This window comes from Pseudomonas inefficax (assembly GCF_032164165.1).
Taxonomy (GTDB): domain Bacteria; phylum Pseudomonadota; class Gammaproteobacteria; order Pseudomonadales; family Pseudomonadaceae; genus Aquipseudomonas; species Aquipseudomonas inefficax.
Window position 1 is genome coordinate 832,153 of sequence record NZ_CP134401.1, and the last position, 22,175, is coordinate 854,327.

24 protein-coding genes are annotated in these 22,175 nt (G+C 63.5%); all 24 read right to left on the bottom strand.

The features are described 5' to 3' along the window. Window positions 1-97: 97 nt before the first annotated feature. The gene (gene flhB, locus RIN61_RS03720) at window positions 98-1,240 is read right to left on the bottom strand and encodes a flagellar biosynthesis protein FlhB (protein ID WP_112253078.1); all 1,143 of its coding nucleotides are present in this window, start codon (window positions 1,238-1,240) and stop codon (window positions 98-100) included. A gap of 2 nt (window positions 1,241-1,242) precedes the next feature. After that, a complete protein-coding gene (fliR, locus tag RIN61_RS03725) occupies window positions 1,243-2,019 on the bottom strand; it encodes a flagellar biosynthetic protein FliR (protein WP_021785189.1) in 777 nt (258 codons plus the stop codon). 7 nt (window positions 2,020-2,026) lie between these two features. Then, entirely contained in the window at window positions 2,027-2,296 is a 270-nt protein-coding gene (gene fliQ / locus RIN61_RS03730; RefSeq protein ID WP_112253079.1) for a flagellar biosynthesis protein FliQ, read from the bottom strand. A gap of 21 nt (window positions 2,297-2,317) precedes the next feature. After that, window positions 2,318-3,073 (bottom strand): flagellar type III secretion system pore protein FliP, encoded by a 756-nt coding sequence (fliP, locus tag RIN61_RS03735; RefSeq protein ID WP_038410037.1) that lies wholly within the window; start codon window positions 3,071-3,073, stop codon window positions 2,318-2,320. Then, complete coding sequence (gene fliO, locus RIN61_RS03740; protein WP_112253252.1) at window positions 3,073-3,507, bottom strand: flagellar biosynthetic protein FliO; 435 nt, start codon at window positions 3,505-3,507, stop codon at window positions 3,073-3,075. Before fliO ends, fliP begins: the two co-directional genes overlap by 1 nt. Window positions 3,508-3,519: 12 nt before the next feature. Then, window positions 3,520-3,990 carry a flagellar motor switch protein FliN gene (fliN, locus tag RIN61_RS03745; RefSeq protein ID WP_112253253.1) on the bottom strand — a complete coding sequence of 157 codons (471 nt, stop codon included), beginning with the start codon at window positions 3,988-3,990 and terminating at the stop codon, window positions 3,520-3,522. A gap of 47 nt (window positions 3,991-4,037) precedes the next feature. Next, complete coding sequence (fliM, locus tag RIN61_RS03750; protein ID WP_013973595.1) at window positions 4,038-5,006, bottom strand: flagellar motor switch protein FliM; 969 nt, start codon at window positions 5,004-5,006, stop codon at window positions 4,038-4,040. A gap of 9 nt (window positions 5,007-5,015) precedes the next feature. Further along, complete coding sequence (gene fliL, locus RIN61_RS03755) at window positions 5,016-5,513, bottom strand: flagellar basal body-associated protein FliL (RefSeq protein ID WP_025340078.1); 498 nt, start codon at window positions 5,511-5,513, stop codon at window positions 5,016-5,018. A gap of 219 nt (window positions 5,514-5,732) precedes the next feature. Further along, window positions 5,733-6,998, bottom strand: coding sequence for a flagellar hook-length control protein FliK (locus RIN61_RS03760; RefSeq protein WP_313855843.1), 1,266 nt, complete (start codon window positions 6,996-6,998; stop codon window positions 5,733-5,735). 72 nt (window positions 6,999-7,070) lie between these two features. After that, window positions 7,071-7,418 carry an Hpt domain-containing protein gene (locus tag RIN61_RS03765; RefSeq protein ID WP_207878144.1) on the bottom strand — a complete coding sequence of 116 codons (348 nt, stop codon included), beginning with the start codon at window positions 7,416-7,418 and terminating at the stop codon, window positions 7,071-7,073. Between the two features lie 48 nt (window positions 7,419-7,466). Further along, a complete protein-coding gene (locus RIN61_RS03770; RefSeq protein ID WP_112253082.1) occupies window positions 7,467-9,158 on the bottom strand; it encodes a fused response regulator/phosphatase in 1,692 nt (563 codons plus the stop codon). Window positions 9,159-9,166: 8 nt separating this feature from the next. Continuing rightward, window positions 9,167-9,472 carry an STAS domain-containing protein gene (locus RIN61_RS03775; protein WP_112253083.1) on the bottom strand — a complete coding sequence of 102 codons (306 nt, stop codon included), beginning with the start codon at window positions 9,470-9,472 and terminating at the stop codon, window positions 9,167-9,169. Window positions 9,473-9,689: 217 nt separating this feature from the next. Next, on the bottom strand, window positions 9,690-10,142 hold the full coding sequence (gene fliJ, locus RIN61_RS03780; protein ID WP_112253084.1) for a flagellar export protein FliJ: 453 nt from the start codon (window positions 10,140-10,142) through the stop codon (window positions 9,690-9,692). A 6-nt stretch (window positions 10,143-10,148) separates the two neighbouring features. Next, complete coding sequence (fliI, locus tag RIN61_RS03785; protein WP_112253085.1) at window positions 10,149-11,507, bottom strand: flagellar protein export ATPase FliI; 1,359 nt, start codon at window positions 11,505-11,507, stop codon at window positions 10,149-10,151. Then, window positions 11,497-12,291, bottom strand: coding sequence for a flagellar assembly protein FliH (gene fliH, locus RIN61_RS03790; protein ID WP_112253086.1), 795 nt, complete (start codon window positions 12,289-12,291; stop codon window positions 11,497-11,499). Before fliH ends, fliI begins: the two co-directional genes overlap by 11 nt. Window positions 12,292-12,452: 161 nt before the next feature. Next, a complete protein-coding gene (gene fliG / locus RIN61_RS03795; RefSeq protein WP_003257289.1) occupies window positions 12,453-13,472 on the bottom strand; it encodes a flagellar motor switch protein FliG in 1,020 nt (339 codons plus the stop codon). After that, complete coding sequence (fliF, locus tag RIN61_RS03800; RefSeq protein ID WP_313855850.1) at window positions 13,465-15,243, bottom strand: flagellar basal-body MS-ring/collar protein FliF; 1,779 nt, start codon at window positions 15,241-15,243, stop codon at window positions 13,465-13,467. The genes fliG and fliF overlap by 8 nt, the downstream gene beginning before the upstream one ends. Window positions 15,244-15,258: 15 nt before the next feature. Continuing rightward, window positions 15,259-15,591 (bottom strand): flagellar hook-basal body complex protein FliE, encoded by a 333-nt coding sequence (fliE, locus tag RIN61_RS03805; RefSeq protein ID WP_013973606.1) that lies wholly within the window; start codon window positions 15,589-15,591, stop codon window positions 15,259-15,261. 222 nt (window positions 15,592-15,813) lie between these two features. Further along, window positions 15,814-17,169: a sigma-54-dependent transcriptional regulator gene (locus RIN61_RS03810; RefSeq protein WP_313855853.1), complete on the bottom strand. Its 1,356-nt coding sequence runs from the start codon at window positions 17,167-17,169 to the stop codon at window positions 15,814-15,816. Then, window positions 17,169-18,386 (bottom strand): sensor histidine kinase, encoded by a 1,218-nt coding sequence (locus RIN61_RS03815; protein WP_112253090.1) that lies wholly within the window; start codon window positions 18,384-18,386, stop codon window positions 17,169-17,171. The genes RIN61_RS03810 and RIN61_RS03815 overlap by 1 nt, the downstream gene beginning before the upstream one ends. A 451-nt stretch (window positions 18,387-18,837) precedes the next feature. Beyond that, a complete protein-coding gene (locus RIN61_RS03820) occupies window positions 18,838-19,293 on the bottom strand; it encodes an REP-associated tyrosine transposase (RefSeq protein WP_313855855.1) in 456 nt (151 codons plus the stop codon). A gap of 513 nt (window positions 19,294-19,806) precedes the next feature. Continuing rightward, window positions 19,807-21,282 (bottom strand): transcriptional regulator FleQ, encoded by a 1,476-nt coding sequence (gene fleQ / locus RIN61_RS03825; protein ID WP_112253092.1) that lies wholly within the window; start codon window positions 21,280-21,282, stop codon window positions 19,807-19,809. A gap of 165 nt (window positions 21,283-21,447) precedes the next feature. Beyond that, window positions 21,448-21,744 carry a flagellar protein FliT gene (locus tag RIN61_RS03830; protein ID WP_112253093.1) on the bottom strand — a complete coding sequence of 99 codons (297 nt, stop codon included), beginning with the start codon at window positions 21,742-21,744 and terminating at the stop codon, window positions 21,448-21,450. A gap of 14 nt (window positions 21,745-21,758) precedes the next feature. Then, a complete protein-coding gene (fliS, locus tag RIN61_RS03835; protein ID WP_112253094.1) occupies window positions 21,759-22,154 on the bottom strand; it encodes a flagellar export chaperone FliS in 396 nt (131 codons plus the stop codon). Window positions 22,155-22,175: the final 21 nt, after the last annotated feature.

The following is a 22,175-nucleotide window of genomic DNA, read 5'->3' on the forward strand; positions in this document are numbered from 1 at the left end:
ACCCGCTCCCACAGGGACCGCACAGTTTTCAAGCCCGCAGAGGACCTGTGGGAGCGGGTTCACCCGCGAAAGGGCCAGAAGAAGCCCTGACACAAGGTCAACTGTCGCGACGCAGGTCCGGCGGAATCGGCAGGTCGTCTTTCAGCGGCTCTGGCCGCTTGCCCTTGCCGGCCCGGTACTGACGGATCTGGAACACATAGGCCAGCACCTGCGCCACCGCCAGGTACAAGCCGGCGGGGATTTCCTGCTCAAGCTCGGTGGAGTAATAGATCGCCCGCGCCAACGCCGGCGACTCGAGGATCTGGACCTTGTGCTCCACACCGATCTCGCGAATCTTCAAGGCAATGAAATCCGTGCCCTTGGCCAGCAGCAATGGCGCCGCCCCGCCCTTCTCCGGGTCGTATTGCAAGGCAACCGCGTAGTGCGTCGGGTTGGTGATGATCACGTCGGCTTCGGGCACGGCCGCCATCATGCGCCGCTGCGAAGCCTCACGCTGCAGCTGGCGAATACGCTGCTTGACCTCGGGCTTGCCTTCACTGTCCTTGTACTCGTCCTTGACTTCCTGCTTGGTCATCTTCAGCTTGTTGTGCGCCTGCCACAGCTGGAACGGCACGTCCGCCGCCGCAATCAACAGCAGCCCCGCCGACATCCACAACGCACTCCAGCCCACCACCTGCAGGCTATGGATGATCGCCTGCTCCAACGGCTCGTTGGCAATGGCCAGCAGCGCCTGACGGTCATTGACCAGCACCACTACCGCCACGACCAGAATCACGAGAAACTTGGCGAACGCTTTCAAGAGTTCGGTCAGGGCATTCATCGAGAACATGCGCTTGACCCCTGACAAGGGATTCATACGGCTGAATTTCGGCTGCAACAGGCTGCCGGAAAACAGGAAACCGCCCAGGGCGATCGGCGCGACGAAGGAAATCACGAACAACAGGATCAATATCGGCTGCACCGCCCAGATGGCCATCTTGCCCGAGGCCAGCAGGAAGGCACCCATGGCCCGCTCATCGGTGATGAAGTCGCGGGTCAGGCTGAAGTTCATGCGCATGATCGCCAGCAGCGTCTCGGCCAGGTGGCCGCCAAACGCCAACAGGCCACCGGCGCCGGCCAGGGTCACCGCCACCGTATTCAGTTCCTTGGAACGCGCGATCTCGCCTTTCTCGCGAGCATCGCGCTTGCGCTTGTCGGTGGGTTCTTCTGTCTTGTCCTGACCGCTTTCGCTTTCCGCCATGCTCAGCGCGCCCTCGCCAGTTCACGCAGCCATTGCAGCGCTTCGCTGGCCAATGCCTGGTAATGGGAAAGTATATCCGCCAGGCCAACCCAGAAAATGAACATGCCCATGACCAGGGTAAGCGGAAAACCGATGGAGAAAATGTTCAACTGCGGCGCGGCACGCGTCATTACGCCAAAGGCGATGTTCACCACCAGCAGCGCGGCGATAGCCGGCAGAATCAGCAGAAGGCCGGCACCGAACACCCAGCCCAGGCGCCCTGCCAGCTCCCAGAACTGATTGACCACCAGCGCATTGCCCACCGGCAAGGTGGTGAAACTTTCGGTCAGCACCTCGAACGCCACCAGATGGCCGTTCATCAGCAGGAACAGCACGCTCACCAGCATGGTCATGAACTGGCTGATCACCGCGACGTTGACGCCGTTCGCCGGGTCGACCATCGATGCGAAGGCCATGCCCATCTGCACCGCGACGACCTGGCCAGCGATCACGAACGCCTGGAACAACAACTGCAATGACAACCCGAACAGCGCCCCGACGATGACCTGCTCGGCACACAGCAGCAGGCCGCGCAGGCTCAACGGGTCGAACTCGGGCAAGGGCGGCAGGGCCGGGACGATCACCACGGTGATAGCCACGGCCACATACAGGCGCACCCGCGCCGGCAGCATGCGGGTGCCGAATATAGGCATGGTCATCAGCACTGCCGTCACCCGGAACAACGGCAGGATGAAGGTGGCAACCCAGGTGCCGATCTGCGTGTCGGTCAGCTCCAGCATCGGCGCGTCAACCGATCAAATGCGGGATGTTGGTGTAGAGGCTGATGAAGTACTCCATGAACTTCTGCACCAGCCACGGCCCGGCGACGATCAGCGTGACCAGCATCACCAGCAGGCGCGGCAGGAAACTCAGGGTCTGTTCGTTGATCTGCGTGGCGGCCTGGAACATCGCCACCACCAGGCCCACCAGCAGGCTCGGCACCACCAGTATGGCGACCATCAGGGTGGTCAGCCACAGGGCATCACGGAACAGGTCGACAGCGACTTCAGGTGTCATCGGCGGCTCTCCTTGACGGCGTCAGACGCCGCCGAAACTGCTGGCCAGGGTACCCATGATCAGCGCCCAGCCATCCACCAGCACGAACAGCATGATCTTGAACGGCAGCGAGATGATCAGCGGCGACAGCATCATCATGCCCATGGCCATCAGCACGCTGGCCACCACCATGTCGATGATCAGGAACGGGATGAAGATCATGAAACCGATCTGGAACGCGGTCTTCAGCTCTGAGGTGACGAACGCCGGTACCAGGATCGTCAGCGGCACCTGGTCCGGGCCGGCGATGTCGGTACGCTTGGACAGGCGCATGAACAGGTCGAGGTCGCTTTGCCGGGTTTGTGCCAGCATGAAGTCCTTGAGCGGCCCCTGGGCCTTGTCTATGGCCTGCTGGGCGGTCATCTGCTCCTTCAGGTACGGCTGCAGCGCGTCCTGGTTCACCCGGTCGAACACCGGCGCCATGATGAACATGGTCAGGAACAGCGCCATGCCAGTCAGCAACTGGTTCGACGGCGTCTGCTGCAGGCCCAGGGCCTGACGCAGGATCGAGAACACGATGATGATGCGGGTGAAGCTGGTCATCAGGATGACGAACGCCGGGATGAAGCTGAGCGCCGTCATGATCAGCAGGATCTGCAGGCTGACCGAATATTCCTGCTGCCCGTCCGGGGTATTGGACAGGGTAATGGCCGGGATCGACAGCGGGTCGGCACCCAAGGCCAGCGGCGCAGCCAGCAGCAGCGCCAGAGTCAACAACACACGCAGCGCGCCACTCATCACTTCTTGTCCTTAGGGTCCTTGCCCATCAGCTCCATCAGCCGCTGGGCAAACTCCGGCGTCGCCTGACGGGCACTTTCCGGCACTTCCACGGGTTCGGCCAGCACATGCAGGGCCTCGATGCTGCCAGGGGTATGGCCGATCAGGATCTGCTGCTTGCCCACCTGCACCAGCAGCAGCCGATCACGCGGGCCGATGGCCCGGCTGCCGACGATCTCGATCACCTGCCCGCCCTTCACCGCCGTGCTTTGCATGCGCCGCAGCAACCAGGCCAGGAAGAAGATCAGGCCGACCACCAGCAACAGGCCGAAGACCATCTGCGCCAACTGCCCACCGAGGCTGCCAGGCGCGGTTGCCGGAGTTGCCGCCGGTGTGGCCGCGGCCAGGCAAGCCTGGCTGGCGAGCAGCGCGGCGAGCGCCGCGAAGGCGCGCATCGTGCCCTTCACTCAGCGCAGCTTCTTGATACGTTCGCTGGGGCTGATCACGTCGGTCAGGCGGATGCCGAACTTTTCGTTGACCACCACCACTTCGCCATGGGCGATCAGCGTGCCGTTGACCAGCACGTCGAGCGGTTCGCCGGCCAGGCGGTCGAGCTCGATCACCGAGCCCTGGTTGAGCTGCAGCAGGTTGCGGATGTTGATCTCGGTGCTGCCCACTTCCATGGAGATGTTCACCGGGATATCCAGGATCACGTCCAGGTTCGGGCCTTCGAGGCTGACGTTTTCGTTCGGCTTCGGCGAGCTGGCGAACTCCTCCATCGGCAGGCGGCCCGGGCCGCCGGCGCTGCTGCCGGTGTCACCACCCAGCAGTGCATCGATGTCGGCCTGGCCGGCTGCACCGGTTTCTTCCAGGGCCGCAGCCCACTCATCGGCCAGCGCCTGGTCCTCTGCAGAGGTGATCTCGTTTTCGTTAGCCATGGTTTCCTCGACAGGCATTCAATTCGTTAGAAGTGACCGGCACGCCGTCAGCGGCGTTCGATCGGGTCGATGATCTGCAGCGCCAGGTTGCCCTTGTGCGAACCCAGGCGCGCCTTGAACGACGGCACGCCGTTGGCGCGCAGCACCAGGTGCTCGGGCAGCTCCACCGGGATCACGTCGCCAGGCTGCATGTGCAGGATGTCGCGCAGCTTCAGCTGGCGCCGGGCTACGGTGGCGGTCAGCGGCACGGCCACGTCCAGCACATCCTCGCGCAGGGCCTTGACCCAGCGCTCGTCCTGGTCGTCCAGGTCGGACTGGAAACCGGCATCGAGCATTTCCCGCACGGGCTCGATCATCGAGTACGGCATGGTCACGTGCAGGTCGCCGCCACCGCCATCCAGTTCGATGTGGAAGGTGGACACCACCACCGCCTCGCTGGGGCCGACGATGTTGGCCATGGCCGGGTTTACTTCGGAGTTCATGTATTCGAAGGTGACCGGCATGATTGCCTGCCAGGCTTCCTTGAGGTCGACGAAGCACTGGTCCAGCACCATGCGCACCACGCGCAGTTCGGTGGGGGTGAATTCGCGGCCTTCGATCTTGGCGTGGCGGCCGTCGCCGCCGAAGAAGTTGTCCACCAGCTTGAACACCAGCTTGGCATCGAGGATGAACAGCGAGGTGCCGCGCAGCGGCTTGATCTTGACCAGGTTGAGGCTGGTCGGCACGTACAGCGAGTGCACGTATTCGCCGAACTTCATCACTTGCACGCCCCCCACCGCCACGTCGGCGGAACGGCGCAGCAGGTTGAACATGCTGATACGGGTGTAACGGGCGAAACGCTCGTTGATCATTTCCAGGGTCGGCATGCGGCCCCGCACGATACGGTCCTGACTGGTCAGGTCGTAGCTTTTGATGCTGCCAGGCTCGGATGCACTCTCGGTCTGCACCAGCCCGTCGTCGACGCCATGCAACAGGGCATCGATTTCATCCTGGGACAGCAGGTCCTGTACGGCCATTGCGGACTCCTACTGCAATACGAAATTGGTGAACAGCAACTGGTCGACGACCGGCTTGCCGACTTCCTTCTGCGCCACTTCCTGGACCACTGCGGTGGCCTTCTGGCGCAGCATTTCCTGCCCTACCGGGCTGCCGGCCAGGGTGTCGAAGCCTTGCCCGGAGAACATCATCACCAGGTTGTTGCGGATCACCGGCATGTGCACCTTGAGCGCATCCAGGTCAGCCTGGCTGCGCGCTTGCAGGGTGATGCTCACCTGCATGTAGCGCTGGCGGCCGTTCTGGTTGAAGTTGACCACGAAGGCCGGGGCCAGTGCTTCGTAGATAGCCGCTGGCTTGACGTTGCTGGCTGCAGGATCGGCGGCCGGGGCCGGTTCGCTCTTGTGCATGATGAACCAGGTAGCGCCCACCGAAAGGCCGATCGCCAGCAACAGGCCGACTACGGCCAGCAGGATCAGCTTGAGTTTGCCTTTAGTGGCGGGGTCTTTGACTGCTTCGCTCTTCGCCATGCCAATAATCCGTCGTCCATCGGGGGTTCAAGGGAGAATGGCTTGGCTTGAGCAAGTGTTATGCCAGATTTTGCAGAAGGGCATTTTTCAGCAGGGACGACTGTGCTGGCTTCTTCGCAGGTGAACCCGCTCCCACAGGACCTGCACAGGTTGCGAATCCTGCATTGTACTTGTGGGAGCGGGTTTACCCGCGAAGAGGCCAGTACAGGCAATCGAGATCTACGCGTAATAATCGACCGCGCTGTCGCCAACAACCACCTGTTGCTCCACAGGCCGGGCGCTATCGACTGCCTCGCCGCCATCCTGCTCGGCCCGGCGCGCCGCCACCCCGGACAGGTTGCTGCCCTGCGCCTGCCCCTGCTGCTGCTGTTGCCCGCGCGACTGGTCGGCCACGTTGACATCCGGTTGTGCCAGCCCCTGCTGGGCGAACAGCTCGCGCAGGCGGTGCACCTGGCTGTCGAGGGCGTCACGCACACCGGCGTGGCCGCTGATGAAGGTGATCTGGGTCGACTGGTCCGTCGCAACATTGACGCGAATGTCCAGGCGCCCCAGCTCCGCCGGCTCCAACTGGATATCCGCCGACCTGAGGTTCTGGCTGGACAGGTACATGACCCGGTTGACCAGGCCCTCGGCCCAGGCGTTCTGGTTCATCGGCAGCGGTTGGTGCAATGGGCTGGCATTGGCCGGCACGGCATTGGCGGTCTTGGCCGTGGCGGCCTGGGTCAGGTTGGCCAGGCGGTTGGCGAAATCGTCGACGCGCGTATCGCTGCCAGCGCTCTTGGTGTCCTTCAGGCCATCTTCGAGCAAGCCAGCAAAGGCCTTGTCGCCAGGCTCGCCGGTTTCACCCTCGGCATTCTCGACCAGATTCGCCAAGGTATTGACGGCCATCTGCCCCTCCTCGCCCTGGGCCTGTGAAGGGTCCAGAGCATGCGCCGAAGTCGCCCCTTTGGCCTGGGCGCTTTGTTCCAGTGCCAGGCGCAAGGTCGGCAGGTTGGCCAAAGGGTCGGCGTCAGGGTCGAAGGCTTCCTCGGCGACTGGCTCCTCGGGCAGTGCGGCGGTGACCTGAGCCTGCGCCGTGGCGGCTTGCAACACAGGTGCCACCGCCTCGGCCTGGGCCTGAATCAGCTGTGCGCCAGGCTGAGCGTCGGTTACCTGGCCGGCCACAAGGCTGGCATCGCGCACGCCAGTGTCCGCCTGAGCCTGATCGTCGGCTGGCAATTGTTTGCCGTCATCGGCAACGGCGGGTTTTTCCGCAGCGTCTTTCTTGCCGCCTTGTGCCGCCTCGGATTTGTCCTTGGGCTTCGCCTGGTCGGCCTTGTCGTCCTGCGCGGCGGCCTTGTCGCGGCCCCGCCTGGCCATCACCTGGCCAAAGCTGTCACCCTTGTCGCCCGGCGCCTGCAGAGGTTTTTCAGCCTGCGTGGTGGCCGACCGCGAGGTGGTGGCAATGGCGTTGCCTTGCAACAATGGGTTGGGTGCGACAGGCATCGAGCAGTCTCCGCGCCAGAAACAAAAAAATAATCCGGCCAGAGACACGCAAGACTCGCGCCAAGTTGTGGGTTAACCTGCCGAAATGCGTTGCTGCTCACCTCGGTAGAAGCGCTGCACCTCGACGAACTCCAAGTCGATGCGGCTGATCAGGTCCTCGATGCCATACAGTGGGGGCCGCTGCGCGCGCTCCTCCAGCTGCTGGCACAGACTGGCCAACACAACTGCGCCCATGTTGCTGCTGCTGCCCTTGAAACTGTGGGCTGCAGAACTGAGCTCTTCGGCACTTTTGGCCGCGTGCAGCTGATCAAGGCGCTGCTCGGAGTCGTCGAGAAAGGTTTGCACCAACTGCAGGTAGCCATCTTCCATGATCTCACGCAGGTCGCTGAGTACCTTGTGGTCAATATGCATGTCAGTCACTTGTTCACTCCTTGATCAAGCCAGATTATGCCCGAGCCAACCCGTGGCTCACCAGACGAACTCCACATGCGCGCAGCGCCCGCCATCACTCCAGTGCGCACTGCTGGCCAACCGCCGCACCAGGTTCAGGCCTCGCCCGCTCAGCTCCTGCGCCAGCGAGGGCCGCGACAGCACGCGCTGCACATCGAACCCGGCACCGCTGTCACGGACCTCGATCATCAGACGCCCGCCATCGGCCTGCGGTTCAACCTGGAAGTCGATGCGTACGTAACCGTCGGTCAGCACCCCAAGGCGCCGAGCGCGTTCCTGATAGTAGTCGGCAAAGCCCTGTACATCGCGTTTGAGCTGCGAGTCCAGGCCCAGCACGCCATGCTCCAGGGCGTTGGAATACAGCTCGCTGAGCACACTGTGCAGGTTGCCGGTACGTGCGCGCAGGCCGTGAATCTCCTGCAACAATTGCACCAGGTACGGCACCGGGTTGAAGCGTTTCAGGCTCTGGCCACGCACCTCGAACCCCAGCGACCAGTCCAGCGGGCTGGAGCGGCCGCTATCAGAGTAGATCATAGGCGCCGGCACCCGCTCCTCGGCGCTGAACATGCGAATGTCGCACAAGCTGATGTCATCGCGCGGGCGCCCGCCAAAGCGCTCCAGGGCCTGCATCACTTCGTCGAACAGCCGCACCGGGTCACGGTTGTCGGCCAGCACCCTGCGCAGGCGCTGCACGCCGAACAGGCGTTCCTGGTCGTCGGCAGTGTCCAGCACGCCGTCCGACAGCAGCAGCAGGCGCTCGCCTGGTGCCAACGGCAACACTTCGGTACTGTCATCGAAACGCTCGGCATCCAGGATGCCCAGTGGCAGGTGTCGCGAACTCAGCACCGACAGCACCTGGCCATCCACTGCCAGGCGATAGCCATCAGGCATGCCACCGTTCCACACCTCCACCGAACCGCGCTGCATGCTGAGGTTGAGCAACAGCGCACAACAGAACATGTCCACCGGCAGGATGCGTTTGAGCTTGGCGTTCATCTCGCGCAGGACCTGGGCCATGCCGTAGCCCTTGGCAGTCATGCCGTAGAACACTTCAGCCAGCGGCATGGCCCCCACCGCCGCTGGCAGGCCGTGGCCGGTGAAATCGCCAAGCAGCACGCGCATGTCGCCGGACGGGGTGAACGCGGCCAGCATCAGATCGCCATTGAACAGCGCATAGGGCGACTGCAGGTAGCGGATGTTGGGCGCGGCCAGGCAGCCGGAGTGGGCCACCTTGTCGAATACTGCCTTGGCCACCCGCTGCTCGTTGAGCAGGTGGTGGTGGTGCCGGGTAATCTGGTCACGCTGCTCCAGCACGGTGGCCTGCAGCCGGCGCAGGCGGTCCATGGCGCGGATCTTGGCGCCGAGGATAACCGCACTGTAGGGCTTGGCCATGAAGTCGTCGCCCCCGGCCTCCAGGCAGCGCACCAGGCCTTCCTCCTCGTTCAATGACGTCAGGAAAATGATCGGCACCAGCGCTTCGCCGGCCAGGGTCTTGATCTGCCGCGCCGCCTCGAAGCCGTCCATCACCGGCATCAGTGCATCCAGCAGCACCAGTTGCGGGCGCCGCTCGATGAACAGTGCCACCGCCTGCTCGCCGTTTTCCGCGGTGAATACCTGATGACCCTGCCGGCGCACGATCTGCGCCAGCAGCAGACGGTCGGCGGCACCGTCTTCGGCGACCAGCACGGTCAACGCCTGTTCGGCGGGCATGTCGGCGCTCAACTGATATCGAAGAGTTTTTCGAAATTGGAGATGGCGAGGATCTTGCGCACATCGGAGCTGGCATGCACCACCCGCACATCCGAATCATCGCCGCCCGCATGGTCACGCAGCAACAGCAGCATGCCGAGTGCAGAACTGTCGAGGTAGGTGGTGTCCTTCAGGTCGACGACCACCGAATCGGGCCGGCGGGGCTGGCGTTCGTAGGCGTCACGAAATTCCTGGTGCTTGCCGAAATCGAAGCGCCCCTTGATCTTTATCGTCAGCTTTTTCCCATCCTGCGAAAAATCAGTCTCGACTGCCATGCTAGCGATTCCTTCGATGATGGCGGATGCAACTCCTTAAAGGTTTAGCAGGCGATGCCGGGGGTGGCAAGCACACGATTCTGCGTGCAGCGCGACATATATGTGCTGCCTGTACTGGCCTCTTCGCGGGTAAACCCGCTCCCACAGGATCTCCACCACTTCGAATCCTGCGTCGTACTTGTGGGAGCGGGTTTACCCGCGAAGAGGCCATTACAGGCTATAGATGATTCTGCCGCGGCAGGCGCTGGGACAGCTCGTCGAGCAAGCGCTGCTCGCGCTTGTCTTCGGCGCGCCTGGCTTCGTCCAGGTAGCGCTGCACCAGCTTGCGCAAGCCTTCCACCCGGGCATAGGCCTGCTGCCAGGTGCCGCGGGCGTTGTTGAGGTTGTTCTGGTGCCAGGCCAGGCTCTGGCGCTGCTGCGTCATGGCCGTTTCCAGCTGCCCGAGAAAACGCTGGTAATTGACCAGCCAGCTACCATTTACCCCCTGCCCGCCACGGTTGATCCACTGCAGCTGGTAATCCTCGCGAAACCGCTCGAGCTCGGCCAGCTTGGCCTGGGCGGTGGCCACCTGCTGCTGGAAATGCCCAAGGCGCTGGGCCGCCTGGCGCTCGGCCTCTTCGGCCATGTCCACCACCGGCGCCAGGCGCGCGGCACGTCCGGGCAACGCCATGGCCTATCAACCGCCCGCCGGGGGCGCAAAGATCGCCCCCAACTGTTCACGGCTCTGCGCCATGCCCACGCTCTCGCGCAGGCCCTGGCGCAGAAACTCCAGCAGCTTCGATTGCAAGGCAATGGCCAGGTCGGTTTCCGGGTCGCCACCCGCCACGTATGCGCCCACGCTGATCAGGTCGCGGCTTTGCGACAGGCGCGACCACAACTGCTTGAACTTTTGCGCCTGGCGCAAATGATCGGCATCGACCACCTGGGGCATGACCCGGCTGATCGAGGCTTCGATATCGATGGCCGGATAATGGCCTTCCTCGGCCAACCGCCGCGACAGCACAAAGTGGCCATCGAGCACACCGCGCGCCGCGTCGGCAATCGGATCCTGCTGGTCGTCACCTTCGGACAACACGGTATAGAACGCGGTGATCGAACCACCGCCTGGCTCGCCGTTGCCGGCCCGCTCCACCAGCTTGGGCAGCTTGGCGAACACCGACGGCGGGTAACCCCGGGTAGCCGGCGGCTCGCCGATGGCCAGGGCGATTTCCCGCTGAGCCTGGGCAAAACGGGTCAGCGAGTCCATCAGCAACAGCACGTTCTTGCCCTTGTCGCGGAAGTACTCGGCAATACGCGTGCAGTACATGGCCGCACGCAGGCGCATCAGCGGCGCATCGTCGGCGGGCGAAGCGACCACCACAGAGCGCTTGAGGCCTTCTTCACCAAGAATATGTTCGATGAACTCCTTGACCTCGCGCCCCCGCTCACCGATCAGGCCGACGACGATGATTTCGGCTTCGGTGAAGCGGGTCATCATGCCCAGCAACACCGACTTGCCCACGCCGGTACCGGCAAACAGGCCCAGGCGCTGGCCGCGACCGACGGTGAGCAGGCCATTGATGCTGCGAATACCCACATCCAGCGGCTTGCTGATGGGGTCGCGGTTCAACGGGTTGATCACCGGGCCGTCCATCGGCACCCAGTCCTCGGCCTTCATCCCACCTTTGCCATCCAGTGCGCGGCCGGCGCCGTCGAGCACTCTGCCGAGCATGCTCATGCCCATGGGCAGGCGGCCGCTGTCATCCAGCGGCACCACGCGGGCGCCGGGGGCGATGCCGACAATGCTGCCGACCGGCATGAGAAATACCTTGGACCCGGCAAAGCCCATGACTTCGGCTTCCACCTGCACCGGGTGGTAGCTGTCATCGTTGATTACCAGGCAGCGGCTGCCGACTGCAGCGCGCAGGCCTTCGGCTTCCAGGGTGAGGCCGACCATGCGCAACAGGCGGCCTTCGACGATGGGTTGGGCCGGCAGCTCGATGGCCTCGGCATAGCTGCCCAGGCGCTTGCCGAAACTGGTGCGCTCAAGATGCATCCGGGTTACCCACGGCGCGCTCTGGCAGGCTGTCCAGGTCTACCGACATGTCCGGCGCTGCCGGGTGCAGCGAATGGTCGTGCAACTGGTCGAACAGTTGGGCCACGGCTTTCTCGATGCGGGTTTCCATGGTCGCGTCGATGCGGCTGTGCGCGGTCTCGATACGGCAGCCGCCGGGTAGCAGTGCGCTGTCCTCGAGCAGCCGCCAGCTTTCCTCATGGCGTTCGCGCAGGGCCTTGGCCAGCTCGAAATCCTGCGGGTTGAGGTGGATGCGGATATTGTCCGCGCCCATGGGCAGCAGCTTGAGCGCTTCGCGCAGTACCTGGGTGATCTGGCTGGAATCGCCCCGCAGTTCGCGACCGATCACCTGGCGGGTCATGTGTGCCACCAGATGGACCAAGGTTTTCTCGATCTGGGTGTCTTGCTCGGCGATCGGCTCCATCAGGTTGGTCATCAGCCGGTCGAGGCTTTCCAGCTTGGCCTTCAGGGCCTCTTCGGCTTCCTGGCGGACCTTGAGCTGGGTGCTATGGAAGCCCTCGCGCTCACCGGTGGCGAAGCCTTCGTTGTAGGCTTCCTGGCGGATGGCCTCGAGTTCTTCCAGGGTCAGTGGCTGGACTTCTTCCAGCGGCACTTCCTCGACTTCTTCCTCGATTACCTCGGGTTCTGGCGCAGGCTGGGGCTCAGGCTCCGGTTCCGGGTCGAAGCTGGGCAGCGCCCAGACATCCACGCCCTCGAGGTCGCGGGCGCGGATCAGGTCGCTGGGGTGATGTTCTTTGGTGGGCATGCTGTCATGTTCTCAAACCATGTTCAGCCGACACGGTCCCTGTGGGAGCGGGTTTACCCGCGAATGCGTCGGCAGCGACAAGCTCTATCGCCAGGCCCGACGCCTTCGCGGGTAAACCCGCTCCCACAAGGGGCGGCGTCGGCCTTCAGATCGCGAATACCTTAGATCATTTCCTCGGCGCCCTTGCCGCCGAGCACGATCTCGCCGGCCTCGGCCATGCGGCGGGCGATGGTGAGGATTTCCTTCTGCGCCGTTTCCACGTCGCTGACCCGTACCGGCCCCTTGGCCTCCAGGTCGTCGCGCAACAGCTCCGACGCACGTTTGGACATGTTCTTGAAGATCTTGTCCTTGACCCGCTCGTCGGCGCCCTTGAGCGACACCACCAGCACGTCGGACGAGACTTCGCGCAGCAGTGCCTGGATACCACGGTCGTCGACGTCGGCCAGGTTGTTGAAGACGAACATCAGGTCTTCGATCTGCTCGGACAGGTCGCTGTCGATTTCGCGGATCGCGTCCATCAGTGCACCTTCCACCGAGCTGTCGAGGAAGTTCATGATGTCGGCGGCGCGCTTGATGCCGCCCAAGGTAGTACGCGCCGCGTTGGAGTTGCCCGAGAACTGCTTCTCGAGGATCTGGTTCAGCTCCTTCAGCGCCGCCGGTTGCACAGTGTTCAGCGACGACACGCGCAGGACGATGTCCAGGCGCACCTTGTGGTCGAAGTTGCTCAGCACTTCGCCGGCCTGGTCGGGGTCGAGGTAGGCGACCACGATGGCCTGGATCTGCGGGTGCTCGTAACGGATCACGTCGGCAACGGCGCGCGGCTCCATCCACTTGAGGCTGTCCAGGCCGCTGGTGTTGCCACCAAGCAGGATGCGGTCGACCAGGCCGTTGGCCTTGTCCTCGCCCAGGGCCTGGTTGAGCATCTTGCGGATATAGGCATCAGAGCCCACGCCCAGGCTGGTCTGGTCGCCGACGATTTCGACGAACTCGCTCATCACCTGCTCGACCTGTTCACGGTGCACATTGCCCATCTGCGCCATGGCCACACCCACCCGCTGCACTTCCTTGGGCCCCATGTGCCGCAGTACCTGGGCGGCGTCGGTTTCACCCAGCGAAAGCAGGAGGATCGCCGCCTTGTCGACGCGGCTCAGCTTGGCGGTAACGGCTCGGTTATCACTCATCGGCGTTGATCCACTCTTTCACGACCTGGGCAACGCGGCCCGGATCTTCGGCCACCAGGCCTTTGATTGCGTTGAGCTGTGCCTCGTAACCCTCGTTCGGGCTAGGCAGCAGAATGCTTGTCGGGCCACCCAGGCTGACGCGGTCGTTGGCCAGTTCGCCATCCAGACCCATCATGCCGCCCAGCTCCATGTCGCTATCCGAGGCAGCCTGCTTGCCGCCCCCTGTAATGTTGTTCAGCACCGGACGCAGTACGCCGAACACCAGCACCAGGATGAATACCACGCCCAGCACTTGCTTGACGATGTCCCAGAACCAAGGTTGCTGGTAGAAGGCGATGTCGGCGATTTCTTCGCCACGATCGGCGGCGAACGGCACGTTGATCACTGTCACGCTGTCGCCACGGCTGGCATCGAAGCCGACCGCGTCCTGCACCAGGCGAGTAAAGCGTGCCAGGTCTTCGGCGCCCCACGGCGCACGGGTGGTGTCGCCGGTGGCCGGGTCGATCTTGACCTGGTCGTCCACCACCACCGCCACCGACAGGCGGGTCATGCGCCCCTGCTGCTGGCGGGTGTGGCTGATAGAGCGGTCCAGCTCGAAGTTCTTGGTGCTTTGCTGACGCTTGTCGGACGGGTACGGCGCGAGCATTGGCTGGCCGGTGGCCGGGTCCATGATCTGCTGGCCGTTGGCATCCACCAGCGGCTGGCCAGGCTGGATGGCAGCTGCCGGGGTAGCGGCACCACCGGTGGTCTGCGGTGCCGAGGCCGGGCCTGGCGGCTGGTTGCTCAGCGCGCCGGGCACACCTTGCGGGCCCTGGCTGCTTGCGCGTTGTTCGTCGACCGACTGCTCGCTGCGCAGCGCTGGCTGGTCAGGGTTGAACTGCTCGGAGGTGGACTCGACCGCGCTGAAGTCCAGGTCGGCGGACACTTCGGCCTTGTAGCGGTCATTGCCCAGCACTGGTTGCAGGATGTTGTGCACCCGCTGGGTGAGCATGCTTTCCACCCGGCGGCTGTAGTCGAACTGCTTGCCTGCCTGGGTCAGGGCGGTGTCCTGGATCTGCTCGGACAGCAGGTTGCCCTTCTGGTCGACCACGGTGACCTGGGACTTGTCCAGTTCCGGCACGCTGGTGGCGACCAGGTTGACGATGGCCATCACCTGCCCGGCTTCCAGGGCACGGCCCGGGTACAGCTCGACCAGTACCGAGGCGCTGGGCTTGCGTTCGTCACGCACGAACACCGAGCTTTTCGGGATGGCCAGGTGCACGCGCGCGCCCTTGACGTTGTTCAGGCTGGACACGGTACGCGCCAGTTCACCTTCCAGGCTGCGACGGTAACGGGTGGCTTCCATGAACTGGCTGGTGCCCAGGCCCTGCTCCTTGTCGAGCAGCTCGAAACCGACATTGCCATCGCTGGGTGCCACACCGGCGGCCGCCAGTTTCAGGCGCGCACGGGAGAGGTCGTCGGCCTTTACCAGCAGAGCGCCGGAATTGGGCTCCACGTTGTAGGGGATGTCGGCAGCGGCCAGGGTATCCATGACCTGCTTGGTGTCCATGCCCGCCAGGCTGCCATACAGCGGACGGTAATCGGGTTGTTGCGACCACAGCACCACGGCAAAGCCGATCGCCACGCTGGCGGCCAGGCCGACCAGAAGGCCGACCTGACGCAGCATGGGCATCTGCGCGATGTTTTCCAGAAACGCCATGCCGAACAGCGGCGGTTTGGCCGCGGGCGGGCCGCTTTTGGCGGGGGGGTTGTCGACGACTGCTTCAGCCATGGTTTACGTCCGTCCTCAAACCGGCATCTGCATGATGTCCTGGTACGCCTGGACCAGCTTGTTGCGTACCTGGGTCAGGGCCTGCATCGACACGCTGGCCTTTTGCGAAGCGATCATCACGTCGGTCAGGTCGACGCCACTCTTGCCGATCTCGAAGGCATTGGCCAGCTGGGTCGAAGCCTGCTGCGTCTCATGCACCTTGCCGATGGCCTGGCCGAGCATGTCGGCAAAGGTACTCTGCCCGGGCGCCAGCTCGGGGGCTGCGGCCACCTTGGGCAGCGACATGGCATCGGCCTGCATGGCCCGCATGTCCAACATCAGACGATTGAATTCAACACCTTGGCTCATGACCCTTCTCTCTCCTGCGGCCGCATTTTTTTGACAGTGATGCGGCGGATAGCCAACCTAAAGCAACAAAGGTGCCAGCCTCCAGGGCTCAGGCAACATGACACCTGTGGGAGCGGGTTCACCCGCGAAGAATGCGACACAGTGCATGGCACCGGCTTTGCCGGTGTTCGCGGGTAAACCCGCTCCCACAGGAGTCGCACGCGCTGCAAGATGCGCTGTCAATCAACCGAACAGGCTGGCCTCGACGTCAAACCCGGCATCACGCATCTGCGCCAGCTTGTAGCGCAGGGTACGCGGGCTTATCCCCAGGCGTTCAGCCGCCTCTTTGCGGCGACCGCGCTCGGCGCGCAGGGTGTCGATGATCATCTGGTACTCATGACGACGCATGTCATCGCCCAGCCCGCTGACCTCGGCTGCCACCTCAGGTAATGGCTCCGTGCCAGCTGACAATGGAATGGCGCCTGCCAGACAAAAATCCGCCGCCTCGATCACCCCGCCCTGCTGCAGGATCAGCGCCCGCTGCAGGGCATTGTCCAGCTCACGCACATTGCCCGGCCAGGCATACGCCTGCAGGCATGCGCGCGCCTGGGGCGACAGGCGGACCGGGGCGTGCTTCATCTTCGCCACATGTCGCGCCAACAGGCGCTCGGCCAATTGCAGGATGTCACCCGGGCGTTCGCGCAGGGGGCGCCAGGCCAGGGGGAACACCGACAGGCGATAGTACAGGTCTTCACGGAAGCGCCCGGCCGCTACCTCGCCAGCCAGGTCACGGTTGGTGGTGGCCAGCACACGAATATCCAGGCTGATCGGCTTGCGCCCGCCTACCCGCTCCACCTCGCGCTCCTGCAGCACGCGCAGCAGCTTGGCCTGCAAGGCCATTGGCATTTCCGAGATCTCATCAAGCAGCAAGGTGCCACCTTCGGCCTGCTCGAACTTGCCCGCCTGCGCAGCGATGGCGCCGGTGAAGGCCCCCTTCTCGTGGCCGAACAGGGTGGCCTCGAGCATGTTGTCGGGGATGGCAGCACAATTGATCGCCACGAAGGGCTGCGCTGCCCGCGGCGACTGCTGGTGAATGTAGCGCGCCAGCACTTCCTTGCCGGTGCCGGATTCGCCGGAGATCAGCACGGTCGAGTCACTGCGCGCCACCCGCGCGGCCAGCTCCAGCAACTGTCGGCTGGCCGGCTCGCAGGCCACCGGACCTTCTTCGTCAGCCACGCGCCCGGCGGCATGCCGCTCGACCAGGCTGAGCAACGCCTTGGGTTCGAACGGCTTGACCAGATAGTCGGCGGCGCCTTGACGCATCGCCTCGACGGCGCGCTCCACCGCGGCATGCGCGGTCATCAGCAACACGGGCAATTGCGGATGCTGGCGGCGCAGCTGAGCCAGCAGTTGGTGGCCATCCATGCCAGGCATGTTCACATCGCTGACCACCAGGCTGAAGGCCTCACCCAGCACCGCTTCCAGTGCCTCTTCGGCACTGCCCACCGCCTGGTAGGCGAAACCGCCGATTTCCAGGGTATCGCCCAGCGCCTGGCGCAATACGCGGTCATCCTCGACCAGCAGCACCTTGATTGCCATTACACGCCCTCCGCCGGTTGCCCGTCGATCAACGGCAGCTCCACCCGCACGCAGGTACCACGACCGACCTTCGAGCGCAGGCGCAGCGTACCCTGGTGCGCGCGCACCACGGCCTTGACCACCGCCAGGCCCAGGCCGGTGCCTGTGGCCTTGGTAGTCAGGAACGGCTCGCCCAGGCGGCCGAGCAGGTCTGCATCGATGCCACTGCCGGCATCGCTTACAGACAGGTGCAGGCTGCGCTCGCGACGGAACAGGTGCACCTTCAGGCGCGCCGGGCCATCGCTGGCTTGCAGCGCATTTTCGATGAGGTTGAGCAATGCACCAACCAGGGTGTCCCGGTTGCACAGCAGCTCACCCAGATGGCTGTCGCACTGCCAGCGCACGGCGTGCCCTTGCACATGCGCCTGGGCAGCCTGCTGCAGGGCCTGGAACAAGGCTTTTGGCGTGACCCGGTCACTCAACGGCAGCTCGCCACGGGCGAATACCAGCATGTCGCGCACCTGGTGCTCCAGCTCGTGCAGGCGCTCTTTCAGGGTGCCGGCAAAGCGCTGGCGGGTTTCCACGCTCAGGTCTTGTTCGGGGTCAGCCAAGTGGCTGGCGTAGAGCATCGCCGCAGACAATGGCGTACGGATCTGGTGCGCCAGCGAGGCGACCATGCGCCCCAGCGACGACAGGCGCTCGTGGCGAGCCAGCTGGTCTTGCAGGCGACGGGTTTCAGTCAGGTCGTTGAGCAATACCAACTGGCCAGGCTCGGCATCCAGCGAGCGGGTGGCGATGGACAGACGGCGGCCGTCGCGCAGCGAGACTTCGTGACCGTCATCCTTGCGCGGAGCAAAGCTGCGCGCGATCACCTGGCGCCACAGCTGGCCGACCAGCGGCTCGCCGAGCAGTTCGCAGGCGGCCGGGTTGGCTTCGCGCACCAGGCCCTGACCATCGATCACGATGACCCCGCCGGGCAACAGGTCCAGCAAATTTTGCAGGCGGTTGGCCAGGCGTTCCTTTTCGCTCAGTTCATCGATGCGCTGGGCGCTGACCACCGCCAGCTCGCCCTTGAGCTCGCTGACTCGGGCTTCCAGCAGGCTGTAGGACTGGCTCAGTTGGCTGGACACCTGATTGAACAGGGCGAAGGCCTGTTCGACACCCTGGCGGCTTTCCTGCTCGACCAGGGTTTGCCCCTGCGGATCGGGGGCTCGGGATACGTGGGCGGCCTGGGGCATCTTGCTCTCTCGCGTGGCTGACCGTCATAAAAACGGTGTGTTACCAGCGGTGTAGCAATAGCCGTGCCGGAGATAGGGTTTAATGCAGGGCTTGAGATTTGTGGTGGGGCGCAAATCGAGCGCCGCCCGCGCGGCGCTTCGCGGGACAAGCCCGCTCCCACATTTGTTGCAACGTGGCCATGCCTGTGGGAGAGGCGTTGTCAGCCTGGGTGTATGGCTTGAGACAGGTGATGCGGCAGCAATGCCAACTCAGAAATCCAGTCAACCCACCAAGGCTGGCAACCATGGCCTGACAGGTTCGGCACGTTGCAACAAATGTGGGAGCGGGCTTGTCCCGCGAAGCGCCGCGCGGGCGGCGCTCGATCTCACAGGCGCAGAAAGTGCAACGGCAAACGCAACGGCAAACACTCGCGAAGCACCGCGCGGGCGGCGCTCACCGCGTCCAGATGGCTCAGACCCATACGGCGTCCCAATGTGGATAATCACCGACCCTGCTTGCCAACCCCGCCCGCAATGGGTTGCAAATTACATATTTCGCCACCCTGCGAATGTCTTCCTCCCGCCGAATGGCATGGTCCTGATAGCCCGCTTGCCACACTTTTTCCCGCCGCATTCCTCGGTGATACAACGCATGACTGCTGCGCGACTTAAATCGTCGCATCAAGCTACATAATGTCGAGTCGTTCAGCTGAATCAACCAATGGAGATGGTCCGGCATCACAACCCAGGCCAATGACTGACACGCCCCCTCGCACTCAGCCTGCCGAAGCTGCTGAATCACCGCTCGGGCTAGCCAGAAATCCGTGAAAATTCGCTTTCGATTATTCGTTACGGTTGTTAACAGATACAGGCCACCGGGCATAGAGAAGCGGCCACGGCGCAAGAGATGGGATTGAGCACGCTCCATATGGTCTCCTCGCACAAAGGTTCAGGAAACATAGGCGCATGCGAAGGGCTGGAGCGCTGAAAAGTATTGCGGAATGTGGGTGGATGGGGCGCGACCGAGCGCCACCCGCGCGGCGCTTCGCGATTGTTTGCCGTTACACTTTCTGCGCCTGTTAGACCGAGCGCCGCCCGCGCGGCGCTTCGCGGGTGTTTGCCGTTACACTTTCTGCGCCTGTTAGACCGAGCGCCGCCCGCGCGGCGCTTCGCGGGACAAGCCCGCTCCCACATTTGTTGCAACGTGGCCATGCCTGTGAGGCCATGGTTTTCAGCCTTGTCGGCATGACTGGATTTCTAGATGGGTATTGATGCCGCCCCGCCCGTCTCACGACATGCACCAAGGCAGGCAACCATGGCCTGACAGGTTCGGCACGTTGCAACAAATGTGGGAGCGGGCTTGTCCCGCGAAGCGCCGCGCGGGCGGCGCTCGGTCTAACAGGCGCCGGAAAGGTCGAGGCGAACACCCCCGACCCAGCCATCAATCCTCTGCCTGCTCCTCGCCCCCCTGGCGGCTCATGCCGTACTTGCGCATCTTCTCGACCAGGGTGGTACGACGAATACGCAAACGTTCAGCCGCGCGTGCAACGATACCGTTGGCATCGTCCAGCGCCTGCTGGATCAGGCCCTGCTCCAGGCTACCCAGGTAGTCCTTCAGGTCCAGGCCTTCAGGCGGCAGCATGGCGTGGTTGTTGAAGTTCGGCGTATGGCCGTTGATCGCCACGCGCTCCTCCAGGTCACTGCGCAGGCTGTCGACCATCTGCTCGTCTTCGTCATCGACGTAACGGAATTTCTTCGGCAGCTCGGACACGCCAATCACCCCGTACGGGTGCATGATCGCCATGCGCTCCACCAGGTTGGCCAGCTCGCGCACGTTGCCCGGCCAGCCGTGGCGACACAGCGACATGATCGACGCAGAGTTGAAACGGATGGAACCGCGCTTCTCGTGCTCCATGCGCGAGATCAGCTCGTTCATCAGCAGCGGGATGTCTTCCACCCGCTCACGCAGCGGCGCCATCTCGATGGGGAACACGTTCAGGCGATAGTACAGGTCTTCGCGGAAGGTGCCCTCCTCGATCATGGTCTCGAGGTTCTTGTGGGTCGCGGCAATGATGCGCACATCGATGCTCTGGGTCTTGTTGCTGCCCACGCGCTCGAAGGTACGCTCCTGCAGCACGCGCAACAGCTTGACCTGCATCGGCAACGGCATGTCGCCGATTTCGTCGAGGAACAGGGTACCGCCGTTGGCCAGCTCGAAACGCCCGGCACGGCTGGTGATCGCCCCGGTGAAGGCGCCCTTCTCGTGGCCGAACAGTTCGCTTTCCAGCAACTCGGCGGGGATCGCACCGCAGTTGACCGGCACGAACGGCGCTTCGCGGCGCTTGGAATGGTAGTGCAGGTTGCGCGCGACCACTTCCTTGCCGGTGCCGGACTCACCCAGGATCAACACGCTGGCATCGGTATCGGCCACCTGCTGCATCATCTGGCGCACGTGCTGGATGGCACGGCTGGTGCCGACCAGGCTGCGGAACAGGTTGGGTTCGCGCTGGCGACCACGCTCGCGCGCCTGGTCGTACATCTCGCGATAGACCTGGGCACGATGCAGCGAATCCAGCAGCTGGCTGTAGCTTGGCGGCATTTCCAGGTTGGAAAGTACCCGGCGGCGAAGGTCTTCCGGGAACTCCGCAGAAGAAATTTCACCTAAAAGCAGAACCGGAAGGAACTCATCCCACCCAGCCACTGTCTTAACGAGCCCAAGCACATTGCCCGGGGCGTTTACAGTGCCGATGAGCACGCACAGCACTTCGCGACTCGAAGACAAAGGCTCGACCACTTGCTGCCAGTCCTGGCTGGAGCAAGCGAGGTTTTCTTCGCCGAGGAAGTTAAGCACCACCGCCAGGTCGCGGCGGCGTGCGCTGTCGTCGTCGATCAGCAGAATCTTGGTTTCACGCCACATGCAATAGCAACTTCCCTAGTCATATCGGCGCCCGAGGGCGTGCTCGACATCATTCCGACTGAATGGTCAGTGTTCGGACGTCTGAAATTCGAAAACAGCCACTAGTAAAGTCAAAAAACACCAGCCAGTCAAATTAATGGCGCTTGGCTTTTTGCAGATCTGTGGTCAGGTGAACAAATGGTATACCTTTGCCGCGTTCTTCGCCTGACGGATTTTCGTCATTTCTTCCACCAAGGATTGACGTTCACCACTTGCAACATCGATTAGTTGACGGTATACGGCCAACAACTGCTCAAGGCTGGCACTGACATCAGCCTCGTTGCCTTTCGCCTCGCTCACCATGTCGCCGATGCGCAAGCGGCACTCCAGGTCCAGCTCACCCACCGCTTCCCAGTTGCGCTCGGCCAGCGCCGCCAGCAGCATTTCCCGAGTCTGCTCGATCCGGGTGATTACTTCGCTCATGCCATCCTCCTTTATCAGGAAGCCGACGACTGATCGCCGATTGCGTCCCAACCTTCCTTCACAGTGATCAGCAGGCGCGCGACCTCATCGATGATGGCCGGGTCGGCTTTGACGTTGGCCTCGATCAGGCGACGGCTCATGTACATGTACAAACTGTCCAGCTCGGCCAGGCTTTCAGCATGGTTTTCCAGGTCCAGGCCTTCACGCAGGCCGCCGATGATGTCGATGGCCTTGCCGATGAGAATGCCCCTTTGCGCGACGTCGTTGCGGGCAATGGCGCCCTTGGCCTGTGCCATGCGATCAAGACCGCCCTGCATGAGCATCTGCACCAGGCGGTGCGGGCTGGCTTCGGATGTCTGCGCTGCGCCGTTGACTTTCTGGTACTGCCGAAGGGCCAACATCGGGTTCATGGATCTGCCTCGTTGCTGCGG

Excerpts from the sequence above, each read along its gene's own strand:
- RIN61_RS03760 (WP_313855843.1), bottom strand. The coding sequence starts at position 6,998 with ATGCCTGTCGCACCCAACCCATTGTTGCAAGGCAACGCCATTGCCACC.
- fliJ (WP_112253084.1), bottom strand. The coding sequence starts at position 10,142 with ATGGCGTTGCCCGGACGTGCCGCGCGCCTGGCGCCGGTGGTGGACATG.
- RIN61_RS03775 (WP_112253083.1), bottom strand. The coding sequence starts at position 9,472 with ATGGCAGTCGAGACTGATTTTTCGCAGGATGGGAAAAAGCTGACGATA.
- fliL (WP_025340078.1), bottom strand. The coding sequence starts at position 5,513 with ATGGCGAAGAGCGAAGCAGTCAAAGACCCCGCCACTAAAGGCAAACTC.
- RIN61_RS03830 (WP_112253093.1), bottom strand. The coding sequence starts at position 21,744 with ATGAGCGAAGTAATCACCCGGATCGAGCAGACTCGGGAAATGCTGCTG.
- RIN61_RS03770 (WP_112253082.1), bottom strand. The coding sequence starts at position 9,158 with ATGCCCGCCGAACAGGCGTTGACCGTGCTGGTCGCCGAAGACGGTGCC.
- fliG (WP_003257289.1), bottom strand. The coding sequence starts at position 13,472 with ATGAGTGATAACCGAGCCGTTACCGCCAAGCTGAGCCGCGTCGACAAG.
- RIN61_RS03815 (WP_112253090.1), bottom strand. The coding sequence starts at position 18,386 with ATGCCCCAGGCCGCCCACGTATCCCGAGCCCCCGATCCGCAGGGGCAA.
- fliI (WP_112253085.1), bottom strand. The coding sequence starts at position 11,507 with ATGCATCTTGAGCGCACCAGTTTCGGCAAGCGCCTGGGCAGCTATGCC.
- fleQ (WP_112253092.1), bottom strand. The coding sequence starts at position 21,282 with ATGTGGCGTGAAACCAAGATTCTGCTGATCGACGACGACAGCGCACGC.
- RIN61_RS03820 (WP_313855855.1), bottom strand. The coding sequence starts at position 19,293 with ATGGAGCGTGCTCAATCCCATCTCTTGCGCCGTGGCCGCTTCTCTATG.
- fliF (WP_313855850.1), bottom strand. The coding sequence starts at position 15,243 with ATGGCTGAAGCAGTCGTCGACAACCCCCCCGCCAAAAGCGGCCCGCCC.
- fliO (WP_112253252.1), bottom strand. The coding sequence starts at position 3,507 with ATGCGCGCCTTCGCGGCGCTCGCCGCGCTGCTCGCCAGCCAGGCTTGC.
- fliQ (WP_112253079.1), bottom strand. The coding sequence starts at position 2,296 with ATGACACCTGAAGTCGCTGTCGACCTGTTCCGTGATGCCCTGTGGCTG.
- fliM (WP_013973595.1), bottom strand. The coding sequence starts at position 5,006 with ATGGCCGTACAGGACCTGCTGTCCCAGGATGAAATCGATGCCCTGTTG.
- fliP (WP_038410037.1), bottom strand. The coding sequence starts at position 3,073 with ATGAGTGGCGCGCTGCGTGTGTTGTTGACTCTGGCGCTGCTGCTGGCT.
- fliS (WP_112253094.1), bottom strand. The coding sequence starts at position 22,154 with ATGAACCCGATGTTGGCCCTTCGGCAGTACCAGAAAGTCAACGGCGCA.
- RIN61_RS03810 (WP_313855853.1), bottom strand. The coding sequence starts at position 17,169 with ATGGCAATCAAGGTGCTGCTGGTCGAGGATGACCGCGTATTGCGCCAG.
- fliN (WP_112253253.1), bottom strand. The coding sequence starts at position 3,990 with ATGGCTAACGAAAACGAGATCACCTCTGCAGAGGACCAGGCGCTGGCC.
- flhB (WP_112253078.1), bottom strand. The coding sequence starts at position 1,240 with ATGGCGGAAAGCGAAAGCGGTCAGGACAAGACAGAAGAACCCACCGAC.
- fliE (WP_013973606.1), bottom strand. The coding sequence starts at position 15,591 with ATGAGCCAAGGTGTTGAATTCAATCGTCTGATGTTGGACATGCGGGCC.
- fliH (WP_112253086.1), bottom strand. The coding sequence starts at position 12,291 with ATGCCCACCAAAGAACATCACCCCAGCGACCTGATCCGCGCCCGCGAC.
- fliR (WP_021785189.1), bottom strand. The coding sequence starts at position 2,019 with ATGCTGGAGCTGACCGACACGCAGATCGGCACCTGGGTTGCCACCTTC.